Source organism: Corynebacterium sp. FDAARGOS 1242 (genome assembly GCF_016889985.1).
Classification (GTDB): domain Bacteria; phylum Actinomycetota; class Actinomycetes; order Mycobacteriales; family Mycobacteriaceae; genus Corynebacterium; species Corynebacterium minutissimum_B.
In genome coordinates, this window is the sequence record NZ_CP069568.1 from 589,300 (window position 1) to 614,721 (window position 25,422).

The following is a 25,422-nucleotide window of genomic DNA, read 5'->3' on the forward strand; positions in this document are numbered from 1 at the left end:
GAAAGGTAGACTACGCACCATGAGCTTTACACTGTTGCCCGCGGTTGACGTTGTTGATGGCCAGGCTGTGCGCTTGGACCAAGGAGAAGCCGGAACCGAAAAGTCCTATGGCTCTCCGCGTGAGGCCGCCCTTAAATGGCAGGCCCAAGGGGCGCAGTGGTTGCATGCCGTGGACCTCGACGCCGCATTTGGCCGCGGTTCCAACCATGAGCTGCTTGCGGAAATCACATCTAGCGTGGACCTTGAGGTGGAACTCACCGGTGGTATCCGCGATGATGAATCCCTCGCCCGAGCATTAGCCACCGGCGCCCGTCGCGTCAATATCGGTACCGCGGCGCTGGAGCAACCGGACTGGATTGCCAAGGTGCTCGCGGAGCATGGCGACCGCATCGCTGTGGACTTGGCAGTACAGCTTGTTGATGGTGAATGGCGTACGCGTGGACATGGCTGGGTGTCCGACGGCGGGGACCTCTGGGAGGTACTCGAGCGCCTTGATGCTGCTGGCTGCACCCGTTTTGTGGTTACCGATGTGTCCAAGGACGGCACGCTCCAAGGTCCGAACATCGAGCTGTTGCGTGAGGTAGCGGCAGCAACCGATGCTGCAGTGACCGCGTCGGGTGGAATCTCCACGCTGGATGATCTGCGTGAATTGGCCCTGTACGAGAACGAGGGCATCGACTCCGCCATCATCGGCAAGGCGCTGTATGAGGAACGTTTTACGCTGAGTGACGCACTCGCAGCCGTTGCTGAGGTCACCCCACTTCCGGCCGAGGAGTACATCGACCCTATCGAGGAGGACTAAGGTACATGGCCCCGATGACTGGACTTTCTTCCTCGGATCCTCGCGAGCTCGTTGCTTTTGCTGAGGCTGCGGTGGACCAGGTCAATGACCTTTTCCGCGCAGGCCTTGGTGCGGAACCAGCCCGCTTCAAAGGCGAAGGCGATTTCGCCACCGAAGTGGACCTGCACATCGAGGAGCAATTGCGTGTGACCTTGAGCCAGCTCACCGGAATTCCCATCTTTGGGGAGGAGTCTGGCGGTGCTTTGGAAGATACCGTGTGGGTTGTGGACCCAGTGGATGGTACCGCTAACTATTCTGCTGGCAATCCTTGCTGCGGAGTTCTGGTGTCGCTTCTGCATGAGGCGAAGCCGATCGTTGCCGTGGCGGATTTCCCGCTGCTCGAGCGCCGCGTTGTCGCCGCTGAGGGCATGCCGCTGCGTTCTAGCGGAGGACCGGCCACCGGGTTCGGCGGGGGAGAAGGCGCCCAAGGCTTCGATGAGGCACGTGGTCACGTCGGCTGCTCCTCGCACCTTCCCATTGATTTGTTCAATGATCTCCGCGAAACAGGACTGCGTCCGCGTATGACCGGATCCGTTGGACTGGATAATGCCTTCGTGGCGCAGGGCGTGTTCGATGGTGCCGTGAATTTTTCGCCGCACGTGTGGGATAACGCTGCTGGTGCGCTGATGATTAAGGCTGCCGGTGGACGTGTCAGTGATCCCGATGGAAACGAGTGGACCGCTACCTCGAAGGGCTTTGTCGGTGGTACCCCGCAAGTCCATGCCACCATTTTGGATGCCATTTCCCGCAACCCGCGGGGCCAGCGCTGATCTTCGCACAGTGCCTTAAGGCCTTGAGCGTTGAGGCCCAAAGGCAAATTATCCATTACTATCTCATCTCCCGAGGAGGACTTTCATCATGGCGCTTGCTGTGCGCGTGATCCCGTGCCTTGACGTTGACAATGGCCGCGTGGTCAAAGGCGTCAACTTTGCCAACCTGCGTGATGCCGGTGACCCAGTTGAGCTTGCTGCTCGCTATGACCAGCTGGGCGCGGATGAACTCACCTTCTTGGACGTCTCCGCGTCCAAGGATGGACGGGGCACGATGCTCGATGTCGTGCGCCGCACCGCGGACCAGGTCTTTATCCCTTTGACCGTGGGCGGTGGCGTACGTTCGGTGGAGGATGTGCGCGAACTATTGCGGGCGGGCGCCGATAAGGTCTCCGTCAATTCTTCGGCGATTGCCCGTCCAGAGTTGTTGCGGGAGCTCGCCGATGTCTTCGGTTCGCAGTGCATCGTGCTCTCCGTTGACGCCCGCCGTGCCCCGGACTATCCGAGTGGTTTTGAAGTCACAACTCACGGCGGCACCACACCTGCGGGCTTGGATGCCGTGGAGTGGGCTCGCCGCGGTGAGGATCTAGGAGTGGGTGAAATCCTGCTCAACTCGATGGATGGTGATGGCACCAAGGCAGGTTTCGACATTGAGCTCCTCGAGGCCGTCCGCGCGGCGGTTTCTGTTCCCGTCATTGCTTCCGGTGGTGCGGGTAAGGCTGAGCATTTTCCACCAGCCGTTGCGGCCGGAGCTAATGCCGTCTTGGCCGCCAGTATTTTTCACTTTGGTGAAGTCGAGATTTCGGCAGTTAAGCAGGAACTCGCTGATGCCGGTTATGAGGTGCGGCAGTGAGCACGGCACAGGAATCGACACACAACTCCACAAGCAGTAGCGACGATAGAGTCGAAGACTACGAACTCACCGCGGAAATAGCCCAGCACCTGAAGCGCAATGAGGCTGGGCTGGTGCCGGCCATTGTGCAGTCAGAACGCGGCGAAGTCCTCATGATGGCGTGGATGGATGACCATGCTCTGGCCTACACATTGGCCACGCGCCGGGGGACCTATTACTCACGTTCTCGCCAGGAGTACTGGGTCAAGGGCTTAACGTCAGGCCATACCCAAGAAGTCATCGGTGCGCGCCTCGATTGTGATGGCGACACTATCCTGCTCACCGTGCGTCAAGCAGGCGGTGCCTGTCATACAGGTGACCGCACGTGCTTTGACGCCCACGACCTTTTCGCGGACTCCGCGAACAACGACAGCGCATCCGGCAGCAGGAAGGAGCCCGCAGATGGCTAAACGATGGGGACCCATTCTCATGGTCGTGGGCGCAATTGTGCTGTGGCTGTCCTCTCGTATGACGTGGGTAACGGCCGCAGTCGAGGATGATAAAGCCGGGTCGAGCGTGATGACCTTGTCAGGTTCCTTGTGGTCACTCGAACTTATTGCACTTACGGTCGTGATTCTGGCAGGTAGCGTGGCCGCGCTGGCATTGCGCCGGACTGCACGACGAATCGTGGCTATCCTCACTGCGCTGGCCGCAGCAGGTGCCGCATGGCGTCCCGTGGCGTTGCTCACTGCAGGCGCCGAGGCTGAGCGCGCCCAGGAGCTGCTGCACGGTGGAACGAATGACACCTCGGTGGATTCGACGACGATTTCTGACTGGGCTGTAGTGCTCACCGCCGATGCGTCGTCTGCCGGGCCGGTCCTCGCCATCATCGGTGCTGCACTCGCCCTGTTTGGCGCGGTCATGGTGGCCAGCAACCCCGGCGTGGATAAACCGCGAACCGCCAAATATGAAACCCCGGCCGTGCGCCAGGAGCGCCTGCAGGAGGATATGGAGACTTCCCAAGACTCTGGCCGCGTGATGTGGGATGCGCTCGACGCCGATATCGATCCTACGGATACTCCTCCGCGCACCTAGTGCGTTGGGTACCCCGGATTTCCGGTTAGAGGTGTCTGCGCGCTAGCCTGTTTGTGATCTCAATCGCCCGGTTTGTCCTTGAGTCTCTTCACGGAGGGAGGTGCTGATGCCTACCCCAATCGCCGTCGATCATCTCGTCGCTGGCGTGCTTGCCGATGTCTCCGCGCGTGAGGCTCGTGTTCCCTTCAAAGAAGTGAAAGCGCGATCCCGCGACATGGATACTCCGCGCGACGCCGCGACGGCCCTGCTCCGACCGGGATGTTCCATCATCACCGAAATCAAGCGCGCCGTGCCATATGCCGGTGAAATTGCGCACTTAGATAGCCCGCAGTCAGTGGCGGCTTTGGCCCACGATCTTGAGCAAGCTGGCGTTCACGTTATGGCCTGCCAGACGGATCGCCGTCGTTTTCACGGTTCGTTAGAGGACATGCGGGTTGCCCGCGATGCCGTGGACATACCGATGGTCTGCCGCGACATCATCGTTGATCCCTATCAGGTTCATGAGGCACGTTGCTATGGCGCGGACGCTATTCCGCTGCAAGTAGAGCTGCTTGAGCAAGCCCGGCTCGAGTCATTGCTGGACCGCGTGGAGTCGTTGGGAATGACCGCCATTCTTGAGGTGCGCACGTGTGCCGAAGTAGATCGAGTCATCAAGGCTGGTGGCTCTGTTGTGGCAATCAATGCGTGGTCTTTGGCCTCCGATGCTATTAATCGGGAGGCCTTTTCTACTATCTCGCCCGGTCTGCCCGAATCCATAACCCGCATCGCCGTCGGCGGCGTGAACAGCCCTCGCAACGTGCTGGCGTATGCCTCGCACGGCGCGGATGCCATCCTTGTGGGTGAGTCAATCATGGCGGCGCAGGACCCCATGGCCCTTGCTCGTTCGCTCGTGGCAGCCGGACAACACCCGGCCTGTCCGTCCCGCAAGGTCTAGATCCGTCGCGGACGCGTTGTAGTACCCGCATTTTTCAGGCACACTATCTCCCGTGCAGATTTACTACCTCGCGAATATCCCTTCCCCGCCTCAGGGCGTATGGCACCTGGGTCCGATTCCGATTCGGGCCTATGCCATGTGCATCATTCTGGGCATCCTCGTCGCTATGTGGATGACGTTGCGTCGCTACACTGCGCGGGGAGGAAACCCAGACGTGGTGTGGGACGCGGCCATCGTGGTCATTCCAGCCGGAATTATCGGTGGGCGTCTTTATCACGTGATCACGGATTACGATAAATACTTCTGTTCCACGTGTGACCCCATCGATGCATTAAAAATCACCAACGGTGGCCTCGGCATCTGGGGCGCGGTGGCGCTCGGAGCGGTAGCTGTGTGGGTCATGTTTAAAATCAAGGGCATTCCGCTGGGGCCGTTTGCCGACGCCGTAGCACCCGGCCTCATCCTGGCCCAGGCCATTGGGCGCCTAGGAAACTGGTTTAACCAAGAGCTCTACGGCCGGGAAACCACGGTGCCCTGGGCTCTCGATATTTACTACCGCGTCAATGAGAACGGTGACTACGCACCGATTAGTGGACGTTCTACGGGTGAAGTCATGACGTCGGTGCACCCGACCTTTCTCTACGAGCTCGTGTGGAACGTGATCATTTGTATCTTCCTTGTGTGGGCGCACAAAGCCTGGAAGTTGGGACATGGGCGTGTCTTTGCGCTGTACGTGGCGGGGTACACTGCCGGACGTTTCGTGGTTGAAAACATGCGCGCGGATGAGGCCACGCACATTTTTGGATTGCGCGTCAACGTCATTGTGTCCGTCGTCTGCTTCATCGTTGCGCTTATCGTGTATCTTCGTCTGCCACGCGGCCAGGAGACTCCCGAAGAGGTTGATCCGCATCGCGCCAAAGGTGGCGAAGACCGTAGCGTTGGCGTTGATGGGCGCGCGGGTTCACAGGCTCACCGGTACCCTCACTCTGATGCTTCCTCTGCCGGCGGTACGGCGCAGTAGCCGGAATCACAGTTCATGAGTGGGCGGTGCTACCGTTGAGCGCTGTGTCCGATGAGGCCTGCCGGAATTGTTTGAGCATGCCCGCTCGCGCCTGTTTCGTCTTGGGTTTTGCAATGGAAAGCGGGGCTCGGAAGGGTGCAACGGCACGGCTCCGATGGGGATGTGAGCGACATTTATAGTGGCAGAGACTAGAAAACGGGGGTAGTTTGGGAACCGTTAGACATCCCCGATGCGAATAAGGCACTCCATGTTGGATAGAAGAACCAAAATCGTTTGTACGTTGGGTCCCGCAGTGGCAAGCAAGGAGGGAATCCTTGGCTTGGTGGAAGCGGGCATGGACGTCGCGCGTCTGAACATGTCCCACGGCGAGCATGCAGACCACGAAGCAAATTACGCCTGGGTCCGCGAAGCTACCGATGAGACCGGCCACGCCGTCGGTGTCCTCGCTGACCTTCAGGGTCCCAAGATTCGTCTGGGGCGCTTTGTCAACGGTGAGGAGATGTGGAAGGAAGGCGAAGTCGTCCGAATCACCGTCGATGACGTCGAAGGTACCCACGACCGCGTCTCCACCACCTACAAGGGCTTGGCCAAGGATGCCAAGCCGGGAGACCGCCTGCTGATCGACGATGGCAAGGTTGCCGTCGTGTGCAAGGAAGTAGAAGGCAACGACGTTGTTTGTGAGGTCACCGAAGGTGGCCCGGTCTCCAATAACAAGGGTGTCTCCTTGCCGGGCATGGACATCTCCGTGCCGGCTCTGTCGGAGAAGGACATCGCTGACCTTCGCTTCGCGCTGAAGCTAGGCGTTGACATGATTGCCCTGTCCTTCGTTCGCTCCCCAGCGGATGTGGACAAGGTCCACGAGATCATGGATGAGGAAGGCCGTCGCGTTCCGGTTATTGCCAAGCTGGAGAAGCCGGAGGCTGTTGATGCTCTCGAGTCCATCGTGTTGGCTTTCGACGCCATCATGATTGCCCGTGGTGACTTGGGTGTGGAGGTTCCGCTCGAGCAGGTTCCGCTGTTCCAGAAGCGCGCCATCCAGATTGCACGCGAGAACGCCAAGCCGGTCATCGTGGCTACCCAGATGCTAGATTCCATGATTTCCAACCTGCGCCCGACTCGTGCGGAGGCATCCGACGTGGCTAATGCCGTGCTCGACGGTGCAGATGCCGTCATGCTCTCGGGTGAGACCTCCGTCGGTATCGACCCGCAGAACGTGGTGCGCACGATGTCCAAGATCGTGGCTAACGCTGAGTCTGGCGGCCAAGTTCCGCCCCTGAGCCATGTGCCGCGCACCAAGCGAGGCGTGGTGTCCTACTCCGCGCGCGATATCGCAGAGCGCCTTAACGCGAAGGCCATCGTCGCCTTCACCACGTCCGGTGACACGGCGAAGCGTGTGGCTCGTTTGCACTCTCCGCTGCCGTTGCTGGCGTTTACTCCTCACCCGGCAGTTCGCTCGCAGTTGGCTCTGACCTGGGGTGCGGAAACTTTCTTGAGCTCTGAGGTCAAGTCCACAGATGACATGATGGTTAGCATCGATGAGGCCCTCCTCAGAATGGACAAGTACAAGGAAGGCGACGTGATCGTCGTTATCGCCGGTACCCCTCCGGGAATCTCTGGTAACACCAACATGATTCAGGTTCACCAGCTCGGTGAAACCCTGCGCGACAAATAATCACGCTCTCCCCGCATACCCCGCATAGAGAAAAACGCTATAACACCGCCGCTGTCCCTCGAGGAGGGAGGGCGGCGGTGTTACTTATTCTGCACGTGCGACGCTTGGTGGCGGACTAGATGCTGGCGATGGGGGTCGGGGCCAGCTTCCATACCTCGTTGGCGTAGTCCGCAATGGTGCGGTCGGAGGAGAAGCGACCGGAGTAGCAGATGTTCAGCCAGGCCTTCTTGGCCCACTCCATCTCATCGGCGTCATAGTCAGCGGCCATGCGGTCGCGGGTCTCACGGTAGTCGGCGAAGTCACCCAAGACGTAGTAGGTGTCCTGAGCGTGCTCGCCAAAACCATCCAGAAGCGAGGAACGCAGGTCACCAAACATGCCGTTATTCTCCGATCCCAGAGTGCCATCGGTGAGGGCATCCAGAACGCGGGCCAGTCCCGGAACAGAGTGGTAGAGCTCACCGGGGCGGTACTCAGCGCGCAGCTGCGGGATCTCCTCGTTGCGAGCACCGAAGATATAGGCGTTTTCTTCGCCCACTGCCTCGACGATCTCAACGTTGGCACCATCCATGGTGCCCAGTGTCAGTGCGCCGTTCATCATGAACTTCATGTTGGAGGTACCCGATGCCTCCTTACCCGCGACGGAAATCTGCTCGGAGACATCTGCGGCCGGGATAATGTGCTCGGCGGGGGAGACGTTGTAGTTCTCCACGAAGACAACGTTGAGCACGTCCTTGGTAGCCGGGTCGTTGTTCACCAGATCCCCGATGGTGTTGATGAGCTTGATGATGGCCTTGGCGCGGACATAGCCCGGGGCGGCCTTCGCGCCGAAGATGAAGGTGCGCTTTGGAACGGTTTCACCATCGACCTTGATACGGAAGTAAAGATCCAGAATGTACAGAGCATTCATGAGCTGACGCTTGTACTCGTGGAGGCGCTTAATCTGGACGTCAAAAATGGAATCGGGGTCCACGGTGGAGCCTTGGTGCTCCTCAATCCACGTCGCAAAGTCTTGCTTGTTGGCGCGCTTGACGTTGATGAGCTGACGCAGAACCTTCTCATCCTCCGCCAACGGCACGAGCTTGGCCAGCTCAGTCAGATCGGTGACCCAGGCATCGGAACCGGCCTGCTCAGTAAGTAGGCCCGACAGGCGCGGGTTGCACATGCGCAGCCAGCGGCGCGGGGTCACACCGTTGGTCTTGTTGTTGAACTTCTCCGGCCACAGTTCGTGCCACTCGGACAGCGTATCTGCCTTGATGATCTCGGTGTGCAGGGCCGCCACGCCATTAATGGAGTAGGCGGCGTAGCAAGCAATCCACGCCATGTGGACCTGGCCGTTGGAGACGGGCGCCATGTAGTCGATGCGGCCCTGATCCAGCCCGCGCTGAGCCATGTCCTCACGGAATCGACGGTCAATTTCTTCCACGAGCTCCCAGATGCGCCAGAACAGCTTCTGGAAGATGGAGACTTCCCAGCTTTCCAGGGCCTCTGCCAAGACCGTGTGGTTGGTATACGCGAAGGTTTCAGTGATAACCTTCCACGCTTCATCCCAGCCCATCCCGTGCTCGTCGAGAAGCAGGCGCAGCAGTTCCGGAATGGCGAGCACTGGGTGGGTGTCATTGAGCTGGATGCAGTTGTACTTGGCAAAACCCGTGAGGTCGTCACCATGGTGCTCAATGTAGTTATCAATCATCTGCTGCAGAGATGCAGAGACGAAGAAGTACTGCTGGCGAACACGCAGGACCTTGCCTTCGTAGGTGGTGTCGTTGGGGTAGAGCACGCGGCAGATGTCCATGACGCGCTCGCGTTCGACGATGGCCTCGGTGAAGCGCTGGGAGTTGAAAGCATCATAGTCGAACTCATCGATGGGTTCGGACTTCCACAAACGCAGGGTACCAACGTTATCGGTGTCATAGCCGGTAATGGGCATGTCATACGGGATGGCGCGAACATCCATGTCATCGAAGTGGATGCGGCGCTGCTCGGAGGCGCGGCGAATGACGAAGTCGTAGCCGTTCTCCATCCAGGCATCCGGCTCCTCGCGCTGGAAGCCGTTCTCGAAGGACTGGCGGAACAAGCCATAGCGGTACAGGAGACCGTAACCGGTCACCGGGTAATCCTGGGTTACAGCGGAGTCGAGGAAGCACGCGGCAAGACGGCCCAAACCGCCGTTACCCAGAGCGGCATCATGCTCGGCTTCGAGAACATCAGCCAACTCGTGGCCAGCAGCCTTGGCGGCGGCGCGAGCCTCATCGACGAGACCGACGTTGGTGAGGTTGTTGAGCAGCGCGCGGCCCTGCAGGAACTCTGCGGAGAAGTAGTGCTGCTGGCGAGCAGCGGCATACGCGTTGCGGGTGGCTTCCCAGTTATCAGCAATCTGTTCCATGACCGCGGCGGATAGGCCGGACCAGAACTTGCGGTTGGAGGCAGTTGGCGGCGTCACGCCAGAGGCTGCGCGAACGTGTCCGGGAACTGCGGTCTGAAAATCGGCGTGCTGGGGCTGGCTCATGAAATTCCTTTGAAGTTGCACTCGAAATGTATGGAAAATACCACCCCCAAGCTTAACCAGTTCCGTGTCGATACGCAGTGCGCACGTCGGCTCTAGAGCTTGAGGAAAGACAGGACCGCAGCGGCGGCGGCACGGGTAGCGGAGTCCATCGTGGGGGCGTAGTCCGGTAGGAAGGTGGACTGGTGGTTGACCGGAGGGTTAGCGAGGAGCTCATCTGGAGTAGAGCCGATGAACCAGAAGTAGTAGGGCACGCCCCATGCCTGCGGAAGGTAGCAAAAGTCCTCGGACACCGTGGACGGCGTGGCGGTAACAGACAGCTCCCCAAAGACCTCGTCGAAGGAGGCGTGCACGGTGTCGTGCGCGACGGGGTCGTTATCGGTTACTTCGCCATGAGCGTAATACTCAAAGGTTGGCTCGGCGGGGCAGCCAGAGGCTACGCACTCTGCGCGCACCATGCGTTCCAGGGAGGCATAGACGCGTTCGGCTAATTCCGGCTTGTAGTAGCGGGTATTGAGCACGAGCTCGGCGCTGCCGGGGATGATGTTGTTCTTATCTCCTGCGTGCAGCTCGCCGACGGAGATGACAAAGAAGTCATGGGGAGGAACCTCGCGGCCCACGATGGCTTGGAGGCGCGTGACCACCATTGCAGCAACGTACGAGGGATCGATGGATTCGTGCGGCATGGAGGCGTGAGCGGAGCGGCCCGTGATGTGGATGCGCAGGGAATCGCAGCCCGCGAGGATGGGGCCAGATGTGGATTGGACCTGCCCAGCAGGTCCAGGCATGACGTGTTGACCCAAGCAGACGTCCGGCTTCGGCACGCGTTCGGTGAGGCCATCGGCAATCATGTACTTGGCTCCCATAGAGGATTCCTCCGCCGGCTGAAAGAGCGCGAGGAAGGTTCCTTGCCAAGCGTCGCGGTGGACGTCGATAAGCGCACAGGCGCCCAAAAGCGCGGTGGTATGGACGTCGTGGCCGCACGCATGCATCTTGCCGTTGGTGGCGGCGAAGTCAACGCCAGTCTCCTCAGTCACGGGTAACGCGTCGAAATCCGCGCGCATGAGCGCTGTGGGTCCGTCACCGTTGCGGAAGATGGCGACGATGCCATGGCCGCCGATGCCGGGGACAACCTCACAGTCATATTTGTCGAGCTGCCCCAGGATGCACCGTGCAGTACGTTCCTCCTCGTGGGAGAGTTCTGGGTGGGAGTGCAGATCCTCGTAGAAAGCGCGCTGCCAGGAGAGGTCAACGGAGTCACTGCTGAGAAGGGCGGCGAGTGTGGGATCTGCCATAGTTTCTGTCCTCCAAGTTAGGGTAGGGTTGCCTACATGACAATGATTCAGTTTGATGTTCTGGTGCCGGATGCCCAAGCCGAGCGCGTTGCCGAAATCTTCAGTACTGCCACGCAGAAGCTGGTGGATAACAATTCGCTGACCTCAGCCGATGTTACCCACGTTGAGGAACCGGCGATCCAAGAGGGGCTGGAGGAACAGCTGCGCCAGACCTACCGCGATGAACATGAAGACCGCGATCTCGAAGGCGCGAGTGTCCACCGATATGAGATTGCGATGGAGGGCGTGACAGGGTCTGTCAATCAGCTCACCATGGTGCTTTCCCGTTTACTGACGCCCCATGCGGTGCTTCCGAAGGATCACGTTCTGCTCGAGGATGAAGTCGCACACGAGCGCCCCGCCATCTTCCCGTGGTCAGTGCAGGTTAATCCTTAGCGTCCTGAACGGATGACTCAACAAATTCTGTGACGAGGCGCTCGGCGGCGCTGCTGATTGCTGCGGCCACCTCGCTGCTGGAAGCACCGTTGCCGTCGCCTTCCAGTTCCCGGAGTAGTACCCCAGCTGGGGCTGGGGTAGTCGCGGAACCGGCAATGATGCCGAGGGAGGGGGAACCTGCTGCTTCTGCGGCGAGCTCGGCCAGTGTGCCGACTACCTTTCCGGTAAGGGACTGCTCGTCAAAGCGGCCTTCACCAGTGATGAGGAGATCGGCCTCTGCGGCGCGTGCGGGGAGATTCAGCGCTTCAGCGACGTGCCGCCCGCCGGGGACAATCCTGCAGTGCTCATCTGTGCCCCACAGCGTGCGGGAGAGCCAGCTCAATGCAATTGGGATGCCACCGGCCGCACCCATGAATTCTGCCTGTGGGTCGGTACCGGTGACTTCGCACAGTTGCAGCATGGCACCCGCTAGCAGTGCTATTTGCTCGCCTTCGGCACCTTTTTGTGGGCCATACATCGTGGCTGCTTGGATGGGGACCGCGCGGGTATCGGTCACCAACGTGTAATCCAGCATGGCAGCTTTCATGTTGAGCTGCGCGGTATCGATGGTGTCGAGGGTGACTAGCGGAGCGCCGCCTTTCGGAAGCGCATAGCCGCGTGCATCGTGGGCTGCAGCGCCCAATGCGGCGAGAATTCCTAGGCCACCGTCGATGCAGGCGCTTCCGCCTAAACCTAAAACGATGTGTTTCGCCCCGCGAGCTTCCGCGTCAGCAATAAGCACACCGGTGCCGTAGGAATCTGCGTGGAGCGGGTCGAGGGCATCGGACACGGCAGGCAGGCCGGTTGCCGCGGCGACGTCGATAAACGCCTCCTCACCCACGAGGTAGTAGCTGGCTTCGGTGAGGCGGCCCACCGCATCCGTGGTGGGTAGCGTAATAGTCTGGCCAGTGCTGCCAGTACGCGCGACTGCGGCGCTGGCAAGAACCTCGGCAGTACCTTCGCCACCATCAGCCATGGGAAGCGTTGTCACAGTGGACGTAGCGGCAAGGTCGGCACTACTCAGGGCGCGCCGAGCGCCGAGAGCAATCGCGCCAGCGGCTTCGCTTGCAGTGGCGGTACCTTTGAAAGAGTCGGGGGCAACAAGGATGCGCATGTTCAAGAGTATATGGGCCCTTGCGTGGCGAATAAATTTTGGGCATCTGAGCTGCGTGTTAGTGATTGGTGGGGCAGACCGGGTTGCGATTTAGGTCGAATGATAGAAAACTAACAACTGTTCATTGTATGAAGCACTTTCCATTCGGATCAGTGCCAGATGAAAGGATTGCCATGTCCATCGACCAGCAGATCTCTGATTATTACACCAAGCTTCTGAAGCGGAACGCAGGCGAACCCGAGTTTCACCAGGCGCTCGCTGAGGTCCTTGATTCCCTCAAGATCGTCCTCAATAAGGACCCGCACTACGCGGATTATGGCCTGGTTGAGCGTCTTTGCGAGCCAGAGCGTCAGCTTATCTTCCGCGTCCCGTGGGTCGATGACAATGGAGATATTCAGGTCAATCGCGGTTTTCGTGTGCAATTCAACTCTGCTCTGGGCCCGTACAAGGGCGGCCTGCGTTTCCACCCCAGCGTGAACCTGGGCATTATCAAGTTTCTGGGTTTTGAACAGATCTTTAAGAACTCCTTGACTGGCTTGCCCATTGGTGGCGGCAAGGGCGGCTCGGACTTTGACCCTAAGGGCAAGTCCGATGCTGAAGTTATGCGCTTCTGCCAGTCCTTTATGACTGAGCTGCACAACCACATCGGTGAATACCGCGACGTTCCGGCCGGTGACATTGGTGTGGGTGGCCGCGAAATTGGTTACCTCTTCGGCCAGTACCGCCGCCTCGAGAACAAGCACGAGTCCGGCATCCTCACGGGTAAGGGTCTGACCTGGGGCGGGTCACTAGTGCGTACCGAGGCTACCGGCTACGGCTTGGTGTACCTCACCGCAGAGATGATGAAGGCGCACGGCGAGTCCTTCGAGGGCGCCAAGGTTATCGTGTCTGGTTCCGGCAATGTGGCCATCTACGCTGCGGAAAAGGTTCAGCAGCTAGGCGGCACTGTTGTGGCCATGTCGGACTCCTCCGGCTACATCACCACCCCGACGGGCGTGGACTTGGATCTGCTTAAGGACATCAAGGAAGTTCGCCGTGAACGTATCGCCACGTATGCCAAGGAGGCTGGTGAAGGAGTGGAGTACCACGAGGGCGGCAACGTCTGGGAGGTTCACGCGGACGTCGCTCTGCCGTGTGCAACCCAGAACGAACTCGATGGTGATGACGCCAAGCTGCTGGTCGGCAACAAGGTCCGCTACGTCGCGGAGGGCGCCAATATGCCCTGTACCCCGGAGGCAGTCCACTACTTCTTGGATCAGAAAATCGCGTTCGCGCCGGGCAAGGCAGCTAACGCAGGTGGTGTTGCTACCTCCGCACTGGAAATGCAGCAAAACGCCTCCCGTGACTCCTGGACCTTTGAGTACACCGATCAGCGCCTGCACGACATCATGTCGAGCATCTTCCGCACCATCGATAAGACGTCGAAGGACTATGGTCTCGACGGAGATTACGTGGCCGGCGCCAATATCGCAGGCTTTAAGAAGGTCGCGGACGCCATGCTGGCGCAGGGCGTTATCTAACGTTCTGCATTACGCGTTCTGCCACCTCGCACACCTCCCCCTCGCACTCGTGAACGAGAGCGTGACGGGGAGGTTTTCGCTGTCAACACCCGCGTGGGATACGTCGCGCTGCGCGCGGGCTTGGTTAGGCTGGTGCCATGTACCGCGTTTTTGAGTCCCTCGATGAACTTGTTCGCAATCTGGAACAGGCCTACGCCGTTCCGATGACCTCTAATTGCATGGTCCCTCGCCACGAGATGCTGGCGCTTCTTGATGACCTCCGTAATGCCCTCCCCGTTGAAATGGATGACGCTCAGGACGTCTTGGACAAGCAGGATGAAATCCTGCAGGGAGCGGAGGAGCGCGCAGACCAGATTATTTCGGATGCCAATGCCCAGGCAGATGACACGGTTACTCGTGCACGTGAGGACGCGGACGCTATGCTTGCCGACGCCCAACACCGCGCCACCACCATGGTGGCCCAGGCCGAAGATGAAGCTACCACCTTGGTGGATAATGCCCGTGCCGATGCTGAGCGCACCCGTGCGCAAGCAGATGAGGAATACCAGCGCACCGTTGCTGCCGGCCAAGCAGAGCAGGAACGTCTCGTTTCTGAATCTGAGGTTGTGCGCCGCGCTGATGATGAGGCACACCGCATTGTCGAAACTGCGCATTCTGAGTCCAACCGCTTGCGCACCGAGTGCGACGAGTTTGTGGACGCAAAGCTGGGTGAATTCGAAACTACGCTGTCTGATCTGTTGCGCACCGTGAACAATGACCGTTCCGCTCTGCGCCGCGGTGCGGGTGTGCGCTCCCGAGGGGAGTCGCGCGGTGACTCCCGTGCCGACGCACGCCCAGAAGGCCGTGAGGTGCGTGGCGATGCGCGCAGCGAAAGCTGGGAACGCAGCGAGTCCCGTCCCCGTCGCGCGCCCCGCGCACCGCGCGACTACTAGAGCGCACCACGCGTAAAGCTCCCAGTTGAGGCCCTTGTCAGGGCCGTTACTGGGAGCTCATCCTTAAGCAGCGGCGGGGAAAGAGCGGTGCGAGGCATCGAGGGCCTTGGAAGCTTCGCGGGCAGCCTCGGCGCGGCGAATGCGGTCGGCCTCAGCCGCAGGCATGGTGCTGAACGCGGCAGCGAGGCCAGCAGCAATAATGCCGGGTAGTGCATAGAGTACCCACATGCTGCCAAAGCCCAGTCCACCCGTGAGGGGATCGGTGAGAGGAGCCCACGGGGCGCCAGCCAAGGCAATCATGAGGTCAACTGTGCCAACGCTGAGCATCATCATGCCGATGGTGAGGAACGCTGCGGAAACAGATTCCCGGGCGCCCCAGACAATGAACGCGGCAAACAGGGAAAACACTGCCGACGAGATAATCACGGTGGAACTGAAGTGCAGCGGTAGCAGCGCCACGGCGCCCACCATAATGCCGGCGAGGGCGGCGATCGGGGCCACATGGTGCAGCATTAGGCCATCACGGCCAAAGACACTCGGCCGATGTCGCGTCACCACGTGTCGGACCACCACGCCGACGGCGGCCAACACCACGGCTGGGGCGAGGCACTGCAGCGGGTAGAGCCCCGCGAGGTCGTGCGCCGTGTCCGTGATGGTGGCTGAATGAGTAGTGACGTTGCTCATGTCATTCCACCGTAGGGGTAGAAGCACCGCTTAGCGAGTGCTGCAAGCAAGTCCCTACGCGGTTGTGCCCCAGCATTCAGGCTGCTGCCAGTCAGCGGGGGTCAGCTGGCAGGCATTGCCAGCTGGCGCCGGAGTGGGGGATTAGGCGCTACAGGGTAAGCTGGGTGATGCTATGAATTCACCTTTGAAGTTCGACGTGACGGAATTGTTGCGCACCCAAGGCTCCGAAGCGCTGCCCGAGCACCGCGTTCAAACCGGCCCCGCCCCGGAGCGCATCGGTGTAGAAATGATCGCCATTCCGAAAGGCGATGAGCTAACGGTAGACGCCACCCTGACCCCGTTGGGATCAGGCATTCTGGTGGATGCTGATGTCGCTGGCACCCTCAGCGGTGAATGCGCGCGCTGCTTGGCGGAACTCCACCCAGAATTGGATCTCCACGTATCCCAAGTCTTCGCGGCGGATGAGTCCTTCATCAGTGGCGACGACGCTGATGAGCAGGACCAAGGTTCCGGTGATGAAGTACCAGAAGTCAAGGACGGCGTCCTCGATCTGCTGCAGACCGTTATTGATGAAGCCGGGCTGACTTTGCCTTTCGCCCCGACCTGCGAGGGCGGCTGCGAAGCTGATACGCCGGAGGGCGTTACCACGGGTGTCTCCGGTGAAGAAGAACGTGTAGATCCCCGCTGGTCAGGTCTGGAGAAGTTCCTATGAGCAAGAAAAAGAAGCTCACAGGGGAAGAAGCCCTCGCCGCTGCCTATGCCGAGGTGGATCACGCCCCGTTGCTCACCGCGCTGGGCGTCGACATTAGTGACGAGCACTTGTGCTTGGCGCTGACGCACCGTTCCTTTGCCAATGAGAACGGTCACCTACCCAACAACGAGCGCCTCGAGTTCCTTGGGGATGCCGTGCTGGGCTTGTCGATTGCTGCGAAACTCTATGAGCGCTACCCGTCCCGCCCGGAATCGGACATTTCCAAGATGCGCGCCTCCATCGTGTCGCGCTATGGCTTGTCTGATGTGGCCCGTGAGATCGATCTGGGCAAGCACGTCCTGTTGGGCAAAGGCGAGCAGTCCACTGGCGGCCGGGATAAGGACTCCATCCTTGCTGATACCACAGAAGCGATCCTGGGAGCGATTTACCGCCAGCATGGATTCGAGGTAGCGCGCAAGGTCATCCTGAACCTTTTTGCCGCCAAGATTGAGAACGCCGTTGTTTCTGGCCGCCACATGGACTGGAAGACAACTCTGCAGGAGCTCTGCGCGGAGCTGAAGGCAGCAATGCCGGTGTATTCGGCGACGTCGACTGGTCCGGAGCATGATCAAACCTTTAGCGCCGTGGCCACTGTCGCTGGTCTGACCGTGGGACGCGGTATGGGCCACAATAAGAAGCTTGCGGAGCAGAAAGCAGCTGAAGAAGCCTGCCAGGCGCTGCGCGAAACCCCGCTTCTAGTCCAAGGCACGGCAGCCAAAGAGAGCTAGATGCCGGAGCTTCCAGAAGTCGAATCTGTTCGCCGCGGCTTCGAGCCCTACATCGTTGGGCGTATGTTTACCTCGGTTGAGGTGCTTCACCCGCGGGCGAACCGTGGGCAGGAGGAGCCGCTCGCAGCGCTCGTGGAAGGCCGGACCATTGCCGCGGCAGCACGCCGTGGCAAATTCATGTGGCTCGAATTCGCCGATGAGGACCTGAGCGACCCGGCCCGTGATGTCCTCTTCATCCATTTAGGAATGTCCGGCCAAGTGCGCATCGGTGCGGTGGACTCCCCACACGTGCGCATTCGAGCTGTGCTTGACGACGCCACCCCCATCAGCTTCGTCGACCAGCGCACTTTCGGGTACTGGCGTGTGGCCCCGTGGCTGACTATGGCCCACATTGCGCCTGACCCGCTGGAACCGGACTTCGATCTCACTGCGGCCGCGCGCCGCATCCGGGCTAAGAAAACCGCCGTCAAGGTAGCACTCTTGGACCAAACTGTCGTGAGCGGAGTGGGCAACATCTACGCCGATGAGGCCCTATGGGCGGCAGGTATATCTCCACTGAAGAAGGCGAACACGCTGCGTCAGAAGGACGCCGCGGCGATTGTGCGCGCAGCGGCTGAGGTTATGCGCGCGGCACTCGACGTTGGCGGCACGAGCTTCGATGCACTCTACGTCAACGTCAATGGCGAATCCGGGTACTTTGACCGCTCTTTGCATGCCTACGGACGTGGCGGTCAGCCTTGTGATCGATGTGGAACCGAATTGGTGAAAACTGTGGTGGGTGGGCGCGGCACGCATTATTGCCCCTCCTGTCAGCGCAGGGGTGCTGCCTAGGGGCGCACAAGTAGGTCTCTAGTAGGTGGTGCCGTTAAGATTATGGCCCATGCAAGAAGTTTTCAGCACTGTGATCGGTGCCATTAATAACAGCCTCTGGTCCTATGTTCTGCCGTGGCTGCTCATCGCCGCCGGCCTCTTCTTCGGCATCCGTACCGCTTTGGTGCAGGTGCGTATGGTGCCGGACATGTTCAAGGCGGTCGTCGAAAAGCCCAAAGGCATCGGCGTGGACGAAGATGCCAATTATGGCGGAATTTCGGCGTTCAAGGCCTTTACTATTTCCGCAGCGTCGCGCGTCGGTACCGGCAATGTTGCGGGTGTTGCCGTGGCTATTTCGGTGGGTGGTCCCGGTGCGGTGTTCTGGATGTGGCTCATCGCCATTTTGGGTGGTGCTACGGCATTCGTGGAGTCCACTCTGGCCCAGTTGTGGAAGGTGCGCGAAGGCGATGCTTACCGCGGCGGCCCCGCCTACTACATGTCCCGCGGACTGGGATGGACCCCACTGGCGACGGTGTTTTCCGTAGCCATCGCCATCACCTTCGGTTGGTTCTACAACGCCTTCCAGACCAACGCTATTTCTGATTCTTTGGCTACCTCCTTTGGTCAGGATTCCCTGGCGTTTAAGGCAGGCGTCGGCATTGCCGTGGTCCTCGTGGCGGGACTTATCATCGTGGGTGGCGTGCAGCGTATTGCCACCATGACGCAATTTATTGTTCCCTTCATGGCAGCCGCTTACCTAGTCGTTGGGTTCATCGTTGTGGCATTGAACTTTGACAAGGTGCCGGACATGATTGTGTCTATCATCGGTTCTGCCTTCGGCCTCCGTGAGGCTGCTGGTGCCACCTTGGGCTTGGCCATGCTTAAGGGTATCCAGCGAGGGTTGTTCTCCAACGAAGCCGGTGAAGGTTCTGCCCCTAACGCCGCGGCAACGGCCACGGTGTCCCATCCAGTCAAACAGGGTCTCGTTCAGACTCTCGGTGTGTACTTCGACACCCTCGTAGTCTGCTCCATCACGGCTTTCGTCATTTTGCTGGGCACCGACTTTGAGACCTTCGGTACTGATGCCATCGAAGGCGTTACCCTGACTCAGAACGCTCTTGCCGGAACGGTTGGCGAGTGGGGAATCCACTTTGTCACCTTTATTCTCTTCTTCCTGGCGTTCTCCTCGATTCTGGGCAATTACTATCTTGCCGAGTCCAACGTGGAGTACCTCTCGGAGAAGAAGTGGGTGCTGTGGGCCTTCCGTGCCATCGTGTTGGCCTTCGTCTTCTATGGCGCGGTCGCGCCGTTGGGTACCATCTTCGACCTTGCCGATACCGGCGCGGCCATCATGGTGCTGCTCAATGTGTGCGCCATCGTGCCGCTGTCGGGCGTGGCCATCAAGCTGCTCAAGAACTACAACGAGCAGCGCCGTCAAGGCGTGGACCCGGTCTTCCACCGTGATATGCTGCCGGAACTGAAGGGCGTGGAATGCTGGGATGGCTCGGATCCGGTAACCCGCCGCAGCCTGGAGGATCGTATCCAACTGCAGCACCAGCACGACTTGGGTGATCGCACCAATTTGAGGGAGTTTTAAATGCCACAGCAGCGCCTGACCGCGTTCGTTCTCGGCTCCGTACAGGGCGTAGGTTTCCGCTGGTGGACTCGTTCCCGCGCCTTGGAATTGGGTTTGGCTGGCCATGCCACCAACCTGCAGGACGGCCGCGTTCAGGTCGTCGCCGAAGGCCCACGTGAGAAGTGCGAACGTTTGCTGGAATTGCTGCGTGAAGAACCGTCCACCACCCGTCGCCCCGGTGTGGTTGAGGCGGTGGTGGAGCAGTGGGCCGAGCCACGCGGCGAGTCCGGCTTCATCGAACGCTAAACTAGGTTGAATGCACCTCAAATCGCTCACGCTCAAAGGGTTTAAGTCCTTCGCGTCTGCGACGAACCTGAAATTCGAACCCGGCATTTGTGCCGTTGTGGGCCCGAACGGCTCAGGTAAGTCCAACGTGGTCGACGCCTTGGCGTGGGTCATGGGCGAAGGAAGCGCCAAAACGCTGCGTGGCGGCAAGATGCAAGACGTCATCTTCGCCGGTGCCGGCGAGCGCAAAGCCTTAGGGCGTGCCGAGGTTACTCTCACTATTGATAACTCGGATGGGGCCCTGCCCATTGAGTATTCGGAGGTTTCCGTCACGCGGCGCATGTTCCGCGATGGTGCGAGTGAATACGAAATTAACGGCGCCAAGGCGCGCCTCATGGACATCCAAGAGCTGCTCTCGGACTCCGGCATTGGCCGCGAGATGCACATCATCGTGGGCCAGGGAAAGTTGGCAGAAATCCTGGAATCCCGGCCAGAGGATCGTCGTGCCTACATTGAGGAAGCCGCAGGCGTGCTCAAGCACCGCCGCCGCAAAGAAAAGGCACAGCGCAAACTTACGGGCATGCAAGCTAACCTTGACCGCTTGCAGGACCTGACAGATGAGTTGGGCAAGCAGCTCAAACCGTTGGCACGCCAGGCCGAAGCTGCGAAACGCGCTGCCACGGTGCAAGCGGATCTCCGTGATGCGCGCCTGCGCTTGGCTGGTGACCGCGTCGTCCGTGTCCGTGCGACCTTCGAGGAGGCCGAGCGCCGCGCCGAGGTGCTTGCTGAGCAGGTCGAGGAGATCACGGCACAGCTTGAGGAAGCCACCGCGAATCAACTGGAGATCGAGGCTGAGCTGGGGGAGGTGTCCCCGCGTGCGGAGGCAGCTCAAAAGCTGTGGTTTGATTTGTCGACGCTCTCGGAGCGCATTTCCGCCACGCAGCGCATTGCAGCTGAGCGCGCCAGCAACGTGGGCGCACAGGTGGCCTATGCAGGCCAGGATCCGGATGAATTGGAAGCGAAAGCCCGGCTTGCCGACGACTCCCACGCCGAACTCCTCGCCGCCGCCGAGGAAGCTGCGGAGCGCCTCGAATCTATCCGCGAGGAAGTGGCTGAACGCCGTGAGGCATTTGAAGATGCAGACAAAGAGCACATGGCACAGTTGCGTGCCATTGCCGATAGACGCGAAGGCGTCGTGCGCCTCATTGCCGCCGAGGAAAACCTTGCGGGCCAAGTCTCCGCTGCGGAGTCGGAGTTAGGCCGTCAAGAGGAGACGTTGTCGAGCACCAAGTCTCGTACGAGGGACGCGCAGGCGGAAGCAGATGAGGTGGCCGACAAGTTAAGTGCGCTTGCCTCTGAGCGCGAGCCACTCGAAGAGGCGCACGTGCGGGCGGCCAGTGAATCTGACGCTGCCGATAAACGCTTGGAGCAACTGCGCGATGCCCAACGTGAGCGCGAGAGGACCGTGTACTCGCTGCGCGCGCGTATCGAAACCTTGAGTCAGACTGCGCCGGAGGCCCTCGACTTGGGCGAGGGCTTCGCACCCCTGGCAGATTTTATTTCCACACGTTATGAAACTGCAGTCGCCGCTGCACTCGGGTCTTTCGCTGAGGCACAAGCAGGTGCGGTGAGCGAGGAGATCGTGGCTAACCTGGCGGACGCCAACCGCACGCCGCTAGTTGATGTCTCCGCGGCCGACCTTGGCTCTGAAGCCTCGAGCACCGCTACCAGCTGGCGCCTCGACGCGGACCTGCCCAGCGGTGTCGAGTGGCTGCTTGACCACATGGTGGTGGTCCCTGAGGTGGCGGCGGCGCTGACGCGGTTGCTGTCTGATGTCGTCCTCGTCACGGATTACTCTGCCGCACGTGCAGCCGTTGCCAACGACCCACGCTTGCGTGCGGTGACCCCGCACGGCCTGCTCGTCGGCGAAGGCTGGATTGAGGCCGGAACCGGCAGCACCTCTACCGTGGAGGTCAGTGCTCACATCGCAGAAGCTGAAGAGCAGCTGGAAGCAGCCTCCCAGGAATTGGAGGAGCTTTCCGGAACCCTCGAAGGTGCGAAGATTGCTGCCGATGATGCACGCGTTTCAGCCGCTAGCGCTAAAGCGGCCCTGCGCGAACACGACCAGGAAGTAGAGGCCTGGAAACGTGACCACCAACGCTTGTTGAAACAGTATGAGGCCAACAAGGCAGAGCATGAGAAGGCCGCCGCGCGTGCCACTGATATCGAGGTTCAGCTCGTTCGACTGCGCGAAGAACTGGATGAAGCTCGCGACCGCTTGTCCCGCGTTGATACGGATGAGCAGTCCGATGAACCTTCCTCCGTTGAACGCGATGAGGCATCCACAGCCTTAGAACAAGTCAAGGCCATGGAGGTCGAAGCTCAGCTCGCCGCCCGCAGCGCCGAGGATAAGGCAGCCCAAGCCGTAGGTAGGGGAGATGCTTTGCGCCGCCAAGCCCAACACGAACGCCAGGCCAAGGCTCGCCATGACCGGGCCATGGCTCGTCGCCAAGCGCAGGCACAGTTGGCTGGGGCCGTGGATAAGCATGCCCAAGACCTAGCCGCGCGTGCAGCCCATGCCCTGGAACGCGCCGCCGAGGAGCGCGATGAACTCGTGACCCAGCGGGGTGTGTTGCAGGGCCGTGCCCAGACCGCGAAGCAGGCGGTATCCGCTGCCCGCCAACAGTTGGATAGGCTCACCGATTCAGCTCATAGCTCGGAAATCGCGCGCAGCCAGGCCCAAGTCCGAGTAGATGAAGCAGAGGCCAAGATCGTCGAGCAGCTCGGTATCGCGATTCCGGATCTGCTCAAGGATTACACTCCGGGCGAGGACTTCGACCGCGCGGAGGAGACTGCGCGTCTCAAGCAGGCAGAAAAGGACCTTAATTCCTTGGGCAAGGTTAACCCCCTCGCCTTGGAGGAGTACAAGGCCTTGGAGGAGCGCTATACCTTCCTGTCGACGCAGCTTGATGACGTCATCCAAGCCCGCAAGGACTTAACGAGCGTCATCGAAGATGTCGACGCGCAAATTCTGCAGTTGTTCACAGACGCGTGGCACGACGTGGAAGCCGAATTCCCGAAAGTCTTCCAGACGCTCTTCCCAGGCGGTGAGGGCCGACTCATCCTTACCGAGCCTGATGACATGTTGGCGACCGGCATTGAAGTGGAGGCGCGCCCACCGGGGAAGAAGGTCAAGCGCCTCACCTTGCTGTCGGGTGGTGAGAAGTCTCTGACCGCGTTGGCGATGCTCGTGGCCATTTTCCGCGCGCGTCCCTCACCGTTCTATGTCATGGATGAGGTGGAGGCCGCGCTTGACGACGTCAACCTGCGCCGACTCATCGCCCTCTTCGAAGAATTGCGTAAGGATTCGCAGCTCATCGTCATTACGCACCAGAAGCCAACGATGGATGTGGCGAATGTCCTCTACGGTGTCACCATGCGCGGTGACGGTGTTACACGTGTCATCTCGCAGAGGATGAGCCGCGCTGGCGAAGCCCCCGGTACCGCGCAAGCAGCAGAAGACGCCACGCGCCTGGGCGTCGACGCTCCGCGTCCTCGGTAATCCCGGGCAGGGAGGCACGTCGTACCTCCCCGGCTCATTCTATGGCTATTTCACTGGCTCGTGGTGCCCGCGGTGCGCAACCCTGGCACTATGGAGGACATGAATACTACGTATCTGTGGATTGCGATAGCAGTCATCGTCCTGATCCTGTTGGTGATCGGGCTGGTCGTGCTGGGTAAGAAGCGCGGCGAGTCAAAGAAAGTCTCTTTTGAAAAGCCCGAAGATAAACCCAAGGAGCTCACTCAGCAGCAAAAGTCGGGCAATTACCAGGCCAAGTCCGGCTTCAACTTTGCTCCAGCTGGCGGCGGTGCCACCAAGCAGCCCGCTAGCGCGCCGAAGGCTAGCGAGCCGCAGAAGCCCGCGGAGTCCCACAAGCCCGCAGAGCCGCAGGCAGCGAGCCCTCAGCCCGCGGCCGCAGAACCTGCTCAGCGTGCTGAGGCCCAACCTGAGGTACAGCCGGAGCGTCAGCCTGAAGCCCAGCCGGAGCAGCGCGACGCCACGCAACTGGCCAATGAGCAGCTCAGCGGCACCGCGAAAACCCCAGAAGCCGAGCCAGCTAAGCCTGCCGCCCCGGCAGAGCCAGCTAAGGCTGAAGAAAAGCCAGCCGCGCCAGCAGAGCCGACCAAGAAGGTAGAAGACACGCCCGAGAAGGCCAAGGAATCTGAGTCCGCTGGCGGTGCCGTCGCTGCCGGTGCTGCGACCGCAGCAGCTGCTGGTGCAGCCGCGGCAAGTGCTGCAGCAGCTGAGGAGGAGCAGCGTGCAGATGATGAGGCTCAGGTTTCTACTCCCGAGGCGGACACTCCGGCCGCGGTGGACGCCGATGAGACCATCGCTGACGCACAGGTAGAAGAGCAACCAGTCGAGGAACCCGTAACGGAGGTTGCGGCTGAGGAACCTGCGGCAGAAACTGTGGATTCTGATTCTGATACTGAGGATGCGGCCGACGCTCAAGCCGAGGCAGAGGAAGCTGCTGCGGCGGCAGGGGAGCAGGCGGCGTCGGCAAGCGCGGCGCTCGAGACTGAGCCGGAGGAACTCGAGGTTTCCGAAGACGCAGAGGTCGTTGAGGCACCAGCACAGCCACAGGAGGACATCGCGCCGGCAGCGGGCCGTTTGGGCAAGCTCCGTGGGCGCCTGTCGCGCTCCCAGAACGCCATTGGCCAGGGCCTTATGGGCATCCTGTCCGCCGGTGACCTCGATGATGACGCGTGGGAGGATATCGAGGACACCCTCATCATGGCGGATCTCGGCACCAAGGCCACCATGCAGGTCACTGATTCACTGCGTGACAAGATTGCGGAACGCGGCGTGAGCTCCGAAGAGGAAGCACGCGCCATGCTGCGCGAAGCTCTCATTGAGGTGGGCCACCCAGAAATGGACCGCTCCATCAAGGCTATGCCGAACGAGGGCAAGCCGGCTGTCATCATGGTGGTCGGTGTCAACGGCACTGGCAAGACCACCACGACCGGTAAGCTCGCCCGCGTACTCGTCTCCATGGGACACAACGTGCTGCTCGGTGCTGCCGATACCTTCCGTGCAGCGGCCGCAGACCAGTTGGAGACTTGGGGCCGCCGAGTCGGCGCTACCACTGTTCGCGGCAAGGAAGGCGCAGACCCTGCTTCCGTGGCCTTCGATGCCGTCGCAGCCGGTGTGGACCAGGGCGTTGACGTCGTGCTCGTCGACACAGCTGGCCGCCTGCACACCTCCGTGGACCTCATGGACCAGCTGGGCAAGGTCAAGCGCGTGGTGGAAAAGAAGACCGACGTGGATGAGGTTCTGCTGGTGTTGGATGCCACCGTGGGTCAGAACGGCCTGACTCAGGCGCGCATCTTCCGTGACGTTGTGGACATCACCGGCGTTGTCCTCACTAAGTTGGACGGTACTGCCAAGGGCGGCATCGTCTTCCAAGTTCAGGAGGAACTGGGCGTGCCGGTGAAGCTCGTGGGACTCGGTGAGGGAGCAGATGACCTCGCCCCGTTCGAAATTGAAGGCTTCGTCGACGCCCTGTTGGGAGAAAAATAGAAGA

Annotated in this window: 22 protein-coding genes; 18 read left to right on the forward strand and 4 right to left on the reverse strand. The window is 60.4% G+C overall.

What is annotated here, in order from left to right; genetic code table 11:
* Window positions 1–19 precede the first annotated feature (19 nt).
* The 8 genes from priA (at window position 20) to pyk (ending at window position 7,165) form a co-directional block, all read left to right on the forward strand.
* A complete protein-coding gene (gene priA / locus I6J72_RS02810; RefSeq protein WP_204099840.1) occupies window positions 20–802 on the forward strand; it encodes a bifunctional 1-(5-phosphoribosyl)-5-((5-phosphoribosylamino)methylideneamino)imidazole-4-carboxamide isomerase/phosphoribosylanthranilate isomerase PriA in 783 nt (260 codons plus the stop codon).
* Window positions 803–807: 5 nt separating this feature from the next.
* Entirely contained in the window at window positions 808–1,611 is an 804-nt protein-coding gene (locus I6J72_RS02815; protein WP_115022794.1) for an inositol monophosphatase, read from the forward strand.
* Between the two features lie 88 nt (window positions 1,612–1,699).
* On the forward strand, window positions 1,700–2,464 hold the full coding sequence (hisF, locus tag I6J72_RS02820; RefSeq protein WP_204099841.1) for an imidazole glycerol phosphate synthase subunit HisF: 765 nt from the start codon (window positions 1,700–1,702) through the stop codon (window positions 2,462–2,464).
* Entirely contained in the window at window positions 2,461–2,913 is a 453-nt protein-coding gene (hisI, locus tag I6J72_RS02825; protein WP_204099842.1) for a phosphoribosyl-AMP cyclohydrolase, read from the forward strand. The genes hisF and hisI overlap by 4 nt, the downstream gene beginning before the upstream one ends.
* On the forward strand, window positions 2,906–3,538 hold the full coding sequence (locus tag I6J72_RS02830; RefSeq protein ID WP_204099843.1) for a TIGR02234 family membrane protein: 633 nt from the start codon (window positions 2,906–2,908) through the stop codon (window positions 3,536–3,538). The genes hisI and I6J72_RS02830 overlap by 8 nt, the downstream gene beginning before the upstream one ends.
* 106 nt (window positions 3,539–3,644) lie before the next feature.
* Window positions 3,645–4,472: an indole-3-glycerol-phosphate synthase gene (locus I6J72_RS02835; protein ID WP_204099844.1), complete on the forward strand. Its 828-nt coding sequence runs from the start codon at window positions 3,645–3,647 to the stop codon at window positions 4,470–4,472.
* A gap of 52 nt (window positions 4,473–4,524) precedes the next feature.
* Window positions 4,525–5,493 carry a prolipoprotein diacylglyceryl transferase gene (gene lgt, locus I6J72_RS02840; RefSeq protein WP_239107472.1) on the forward strand — a complete coding sequence of 323 codons (969 nt, stop codon included), beginning with the start codon at window positions 4,525–4,527 and terminating at the stop codon, window positions 5,491–5,493.
* Window positions 5,494–5,743: 250 nt separating this feature from the next.
* Window positions 5,744–7,165 carry a pyruvate kinase gene (gene pyk, locus I6J72_RS02845; RefSeq protein WP_204100410.1) on the forward strand — a complete coding sequence of 474 codons (1,422 nt, stop codon included), beginning with the start codon at window positions 5,744–5,746 and terminating at the stop codon, window positions 7,163–7,165.
* 115 nt (window positions 7,166–7,280) lie between these two features.
* Here pyk and I6J72_RS02850 read toward each other — a convergent pair whose 3' ends face one another.
* Together I6J72_RS02850 and I6J72_RS02855 are read right to left on the reverse strand one after the other, a co-directional pair.
* Window positions 7,281–9,671 (reverse strand): glycogen/starch/alpha-glucan phosphorylase, encoded by a 2,391-nt coding sequence (locus I6J72_RS02850; RefSeq protein WP_204099845.1) that lies wholly within the window; start codon window positions 9,669–9,671, stop codon window positions 7,281–7,283.
* A gap of 92 nt (window positions 9,672–9,763) precedes the next feature.
* Window positions 9,764–10,963, reverse strand: coding sequence for an amidohydrolase (locus I6J72_RS02855; RefSeq protein ID WP_204099846.1), 1,200 nt, complete (start codon window positions 10,961–10,963; stop codon window positions 9,764–9,766).
* Between the two features lie 36 nt (window positions 10,964–10,999).
* On the opposite strand from I6J72_RS02855, the gene I6J72_RS02860 reads away from it, so the two are divergent.
* The gene (locus I6J72_RS02860; protein WP_204099847.1) at window positions 11,000–11,398 is read left to right on the forward strand and encodes a hypothetical protein; all 399 of its coding nucleotides are present in this window, start codon (window positions 11,000–11,002) and stop codon (window positions 11,396–11,398) included.
* On the opposite strand, the gene I6J72_RS02865 is transcribed toward I6J72_RS02860, so the two are convergent.
* Window positions 11,388–12,551, reverse strand: a complete 1,164-nt coding sequence (locus I6J72_RS02865; RefSeq protein WP_204099848.1) for a glycerate kinase — start codon at window positions 12,549–12,551, stop codon at window positions 11,388–11,390. The two genes, I6J72_RS02860 and I6J72_RS02865, sit on opposite strands and share 11 nt — an antisense overlap.
* Before the next feature lie 173 nt (window positions 12,552–12,724).
* Here I6J72_RS02865 and gdhA point away from each other — a divergent pair, with 173 nt between their 5' ends.
* The gene (gene gdhA / locus I6J72_RS02870) at window positions 12,725–14,071 is read left to right on the forward strand and encodes an NADP-specific glutamate dehydrogenase (protein WP_204099849.1); all 1,347 of its coding nucleotides are present in this window, start codon (window positions 12,725–12,727) and stop codon (window positions 14,069–14,071) included.
* 137 nt (window positions 14,072–14,208) lie between these two features.
* Window positions 14,209–15,003: a DivIVA domain-containing protein gene (locus I6J72_RS02875; RefSeq protein WP_239107473.1), complete on the forward strand. Its 795-nt coding sequence runs from the start codon at window positions 14,209–14,211 to the stop codon at window positions 15,001–15,003.
* A 63-nt stretch (window positions 15,004–15,066) separates the two neighbouring features.
* Here I6J72_RS02875 and I6J72_RS02880 read toward each other — a convergent pair whose 3' ends face one another.
* Window positions 15,067–15,687, reverse strand: coding sequence for a hypothetical protein (locus I6J72_RS02880; RefSeq protein WP_204099850.1), 621 nt, complete (start codon window positions 15,685–15,687; stop codon window positions 15,067–15,069).
* Between the two features lie 172 nt (window positions 15,688–15,859).
* On the opposite strand from I6J72_RS02880, the gene I6J72_RS02885 reads away from it, so the two are divergent.
* From I6J72_RS02885 to ftsY, 7 genes are all read left to right on the forward strand, one after another.
* Window positions 15,860–16,399 (forward strand): DUF177 domain-containing protein, encoded by a 540-nt coding sequence (locus tag I6J72_RS02885; RefSeq protein WP_204099851.1) that lies wholly within the window; start codon window positions 15,860–15,862, stop codon window positions 16,397–16,399.
* On the forward strand, window positions 16,396–17,166 hold the full coding sequence (gene rnc, locus I6J72_RS02890; protein WP_204099852.1) for a ribonuclease III: 771 nt from the start codon (window positions 16,396–16,398) through the stop codon (window positions 17,164–17,166). Before I6J72_RS02885 ends, rnc begins: the two co-directional genes overlap by 4 nt.
* Entirely contained in the window at window positions 17,167–17,997 is an 831-nt protein-coding gene (mutM, locus tag I6J72_RS02895) for a bifunctional DNA-formamidopyrimidine glycosylase/DNA-(apurinic or apyrimidinic site) lyase (protein WP_204099853.1), read from the forward strand.
* A 49-nt stretch (window positions 17,998–18,046) separates the two neighbouring features.
* The gene (locus tag I6J72_RS02900) at window positions 18,047–19,573 is read left to right on the forward strand and encodes a sodium:alanine symporter family protein (RefSeq protein WP_204099854.1); all 1,527 of its coding nucleotides are present in this window, start codon (window positions 18,047–18,049) and stop codon (window positions 19,571–19,573) included.
* On the forward strand, window positions 19,574–19,858 hold the full coding sequence (locus I6J72_RS02905; RefSeq protein ID WP_204099855.1) for an acylphosphatase: 285 nt from the start codon (window positions 19,574–19,576) through the stop codon (window positions 19,856–19,858).
* A 10-nt stretch (window positions 19,859–19,868) separates the two neighbouring features.
* On the forward strand, window positions 19,869–23,399 hold the full coding sequence (smc, locus tag I6J72_RS02910; RefSeq protein WP_204099856.1) for a chromosome segregation protein SMC: 3,531 nt from the start codon (window positions 19,869–19,871) through the stop codon (window positions 23,397–23,399).
* A gap of 99 nt (window positions 23,400–23,498) precedes the next feature.
* Window positions 23,499–25,418 (forward strand): signal recognition particle-docking protein FtsY, encoded by a 1,920-nt coding sequence (gene ftsY, locus I6J72_RS02915; protein ID WP_204099857.1) that lies wholly within the window; start codon window positions 23,499–23,501, stop codon window positions 25,416–25,418.
* Window positions 25,419–25,422 lie beyond the last annotated feature (4 nt).

What these genes read in the sequence shown, in the direction of transcription:
- priA (WP_204099840.1), top strand. Translation starts at nt 20, where the DNA reads ATGAGCTTTACACTGTTGCCCGCGGTTGACGTTGTTGATGGCCAGGCT.
- I6J72_RS02815 (WP_115022794.1), top strand. Translation starts at nt 808, where the DNA reads ATGGCCCCGATGACTGGACTTTCTTCCTCGGATCCTCGCGAGCTCGTT.
- hisF (WP_204099841.1), top strand. Translation starts at nt 1,700, where the DNA reads ATGGCGCTTGCTGTGCGCGTGATCCCGTGCCTTGACGTTGACAATGGC.
- I6J72_RS02830 (WP_204099843.1), top strand. Translation starts at nt 2,906, where the DNA reads ATGGCTAAACGATGGGGACCCATTCTCATGGTCGTGGGCGCAATTGTG.
- I6J72_RS02835 (WP_204099844.1), top strand. Translation starts at nt 3,645, where the DNA reads ATGCCTACCCCAATCGCCGTCGATCATCTCGTCGCTGGCGTGCTTGCC.
- I6J72_RS02850 (WP_204099845.1), bottom strand. Translation starts at nt 9,671, where the DNA reads ATGAGCCAGCCCCAGCACGCCGATTTTCAGACCGCAGTTCCCGGACAC.
- I6J72_RS02855 (WP_204099846.1), bottom strand. Translation starts at nt 10,963, where the DNA reads ATGGCAGATCCCACACTCGCCGCCCTTCTCAGCAGTGACTCCGTTGAC.
- I6J72_RS02860 (WP_204099847.1), top strand. Translation starts at nt 11,000, where the DNA reads ATGACAATGATTCAGTTTGATGTTCTGGTGCCGGATGCCCAAGCCGAG.
- I6J72_RS02865 (WP_204099848.1), bottom strand. Translation starts at nt 12,551, where the DNA reads ATGCGCATCCTTGTTGCCCCCGACTCTTTCAAAGGTACCGCCACTGCA.
- gdhA (WP_204099849.1), top strand. Translation starts at nt 12,725, where the DNA reads ATGTCCATCGACCAGCAGATCTCTGATTATTACACCAAGCTTCTGAAG.
- I6J72_RS02875 (WP_239107473.1), top strand. Translation starts at nt 14,209, where the DNA reads ATGTACCGCGTTTTTGAGTCCCTCGATGAACTTGTTCGCAATCTGGAA.
- I6J72_RS02880 (WP_204099850.1), bottom strand. Translation starts at nt 15,687, where the DNA reads ATGAGCAACGTCACTACTCATTCAGCCACCATCACGGACACGGCGCAC.
- I6J72_RS02885 (WP_204099851.1), top strand. Translation starts at nt 15,860, where the DNA reads ATGAATTCACCTTTGAAGTTCGACGTGACGGAATTGTTGCGCACCCAA.
- rnc (WP_204099852.1), top strand. Translation starts at nt 16,396, where the DNA reads ATGAGCAAGAAAAAGAAGCTCACAGGGGAAGAAGCCCTCGCCGCTGCC.
- mutM (WP_204099853.1), top strand. Translation starts at nt 17,167, where the DNA reads ATGCCGGAGCTTCCAGAAGTCGAATCTGTTCGCCGCGGCTTCGAGCCC.
- I6J72_RS02900 (WP_204099854.1), top strand. Translation starts at nt 18,047, where the DNA reads ATGCAAGAAGTTTTCAGCACTGTGATCGGTGCCATTAATAACAGCCTC.
- I6J72_RS02905 (WP_204099855.1), top strand. Translation starts at nt 19,574, where the DNA reads ATGCCACAGCAGCGCCTGACCGCGTTCGTTCTCGGCTCCGTACAGGGC.
- smc (WP_204099856.1), top strand. Translation starts at nt 19,869, where the DNA reads ATGCACCTCAAATCGCTCACGCTCAAAGGGTTTAAGTCCTTCGCGTCT.
- ftsY (WP_204099857.1), top strand. Translation starts at nt 23,499, where the DNA reads ATGAATACTACGTATCTGTGGATTGCGATAGCAGTCATCGTCCTGATC.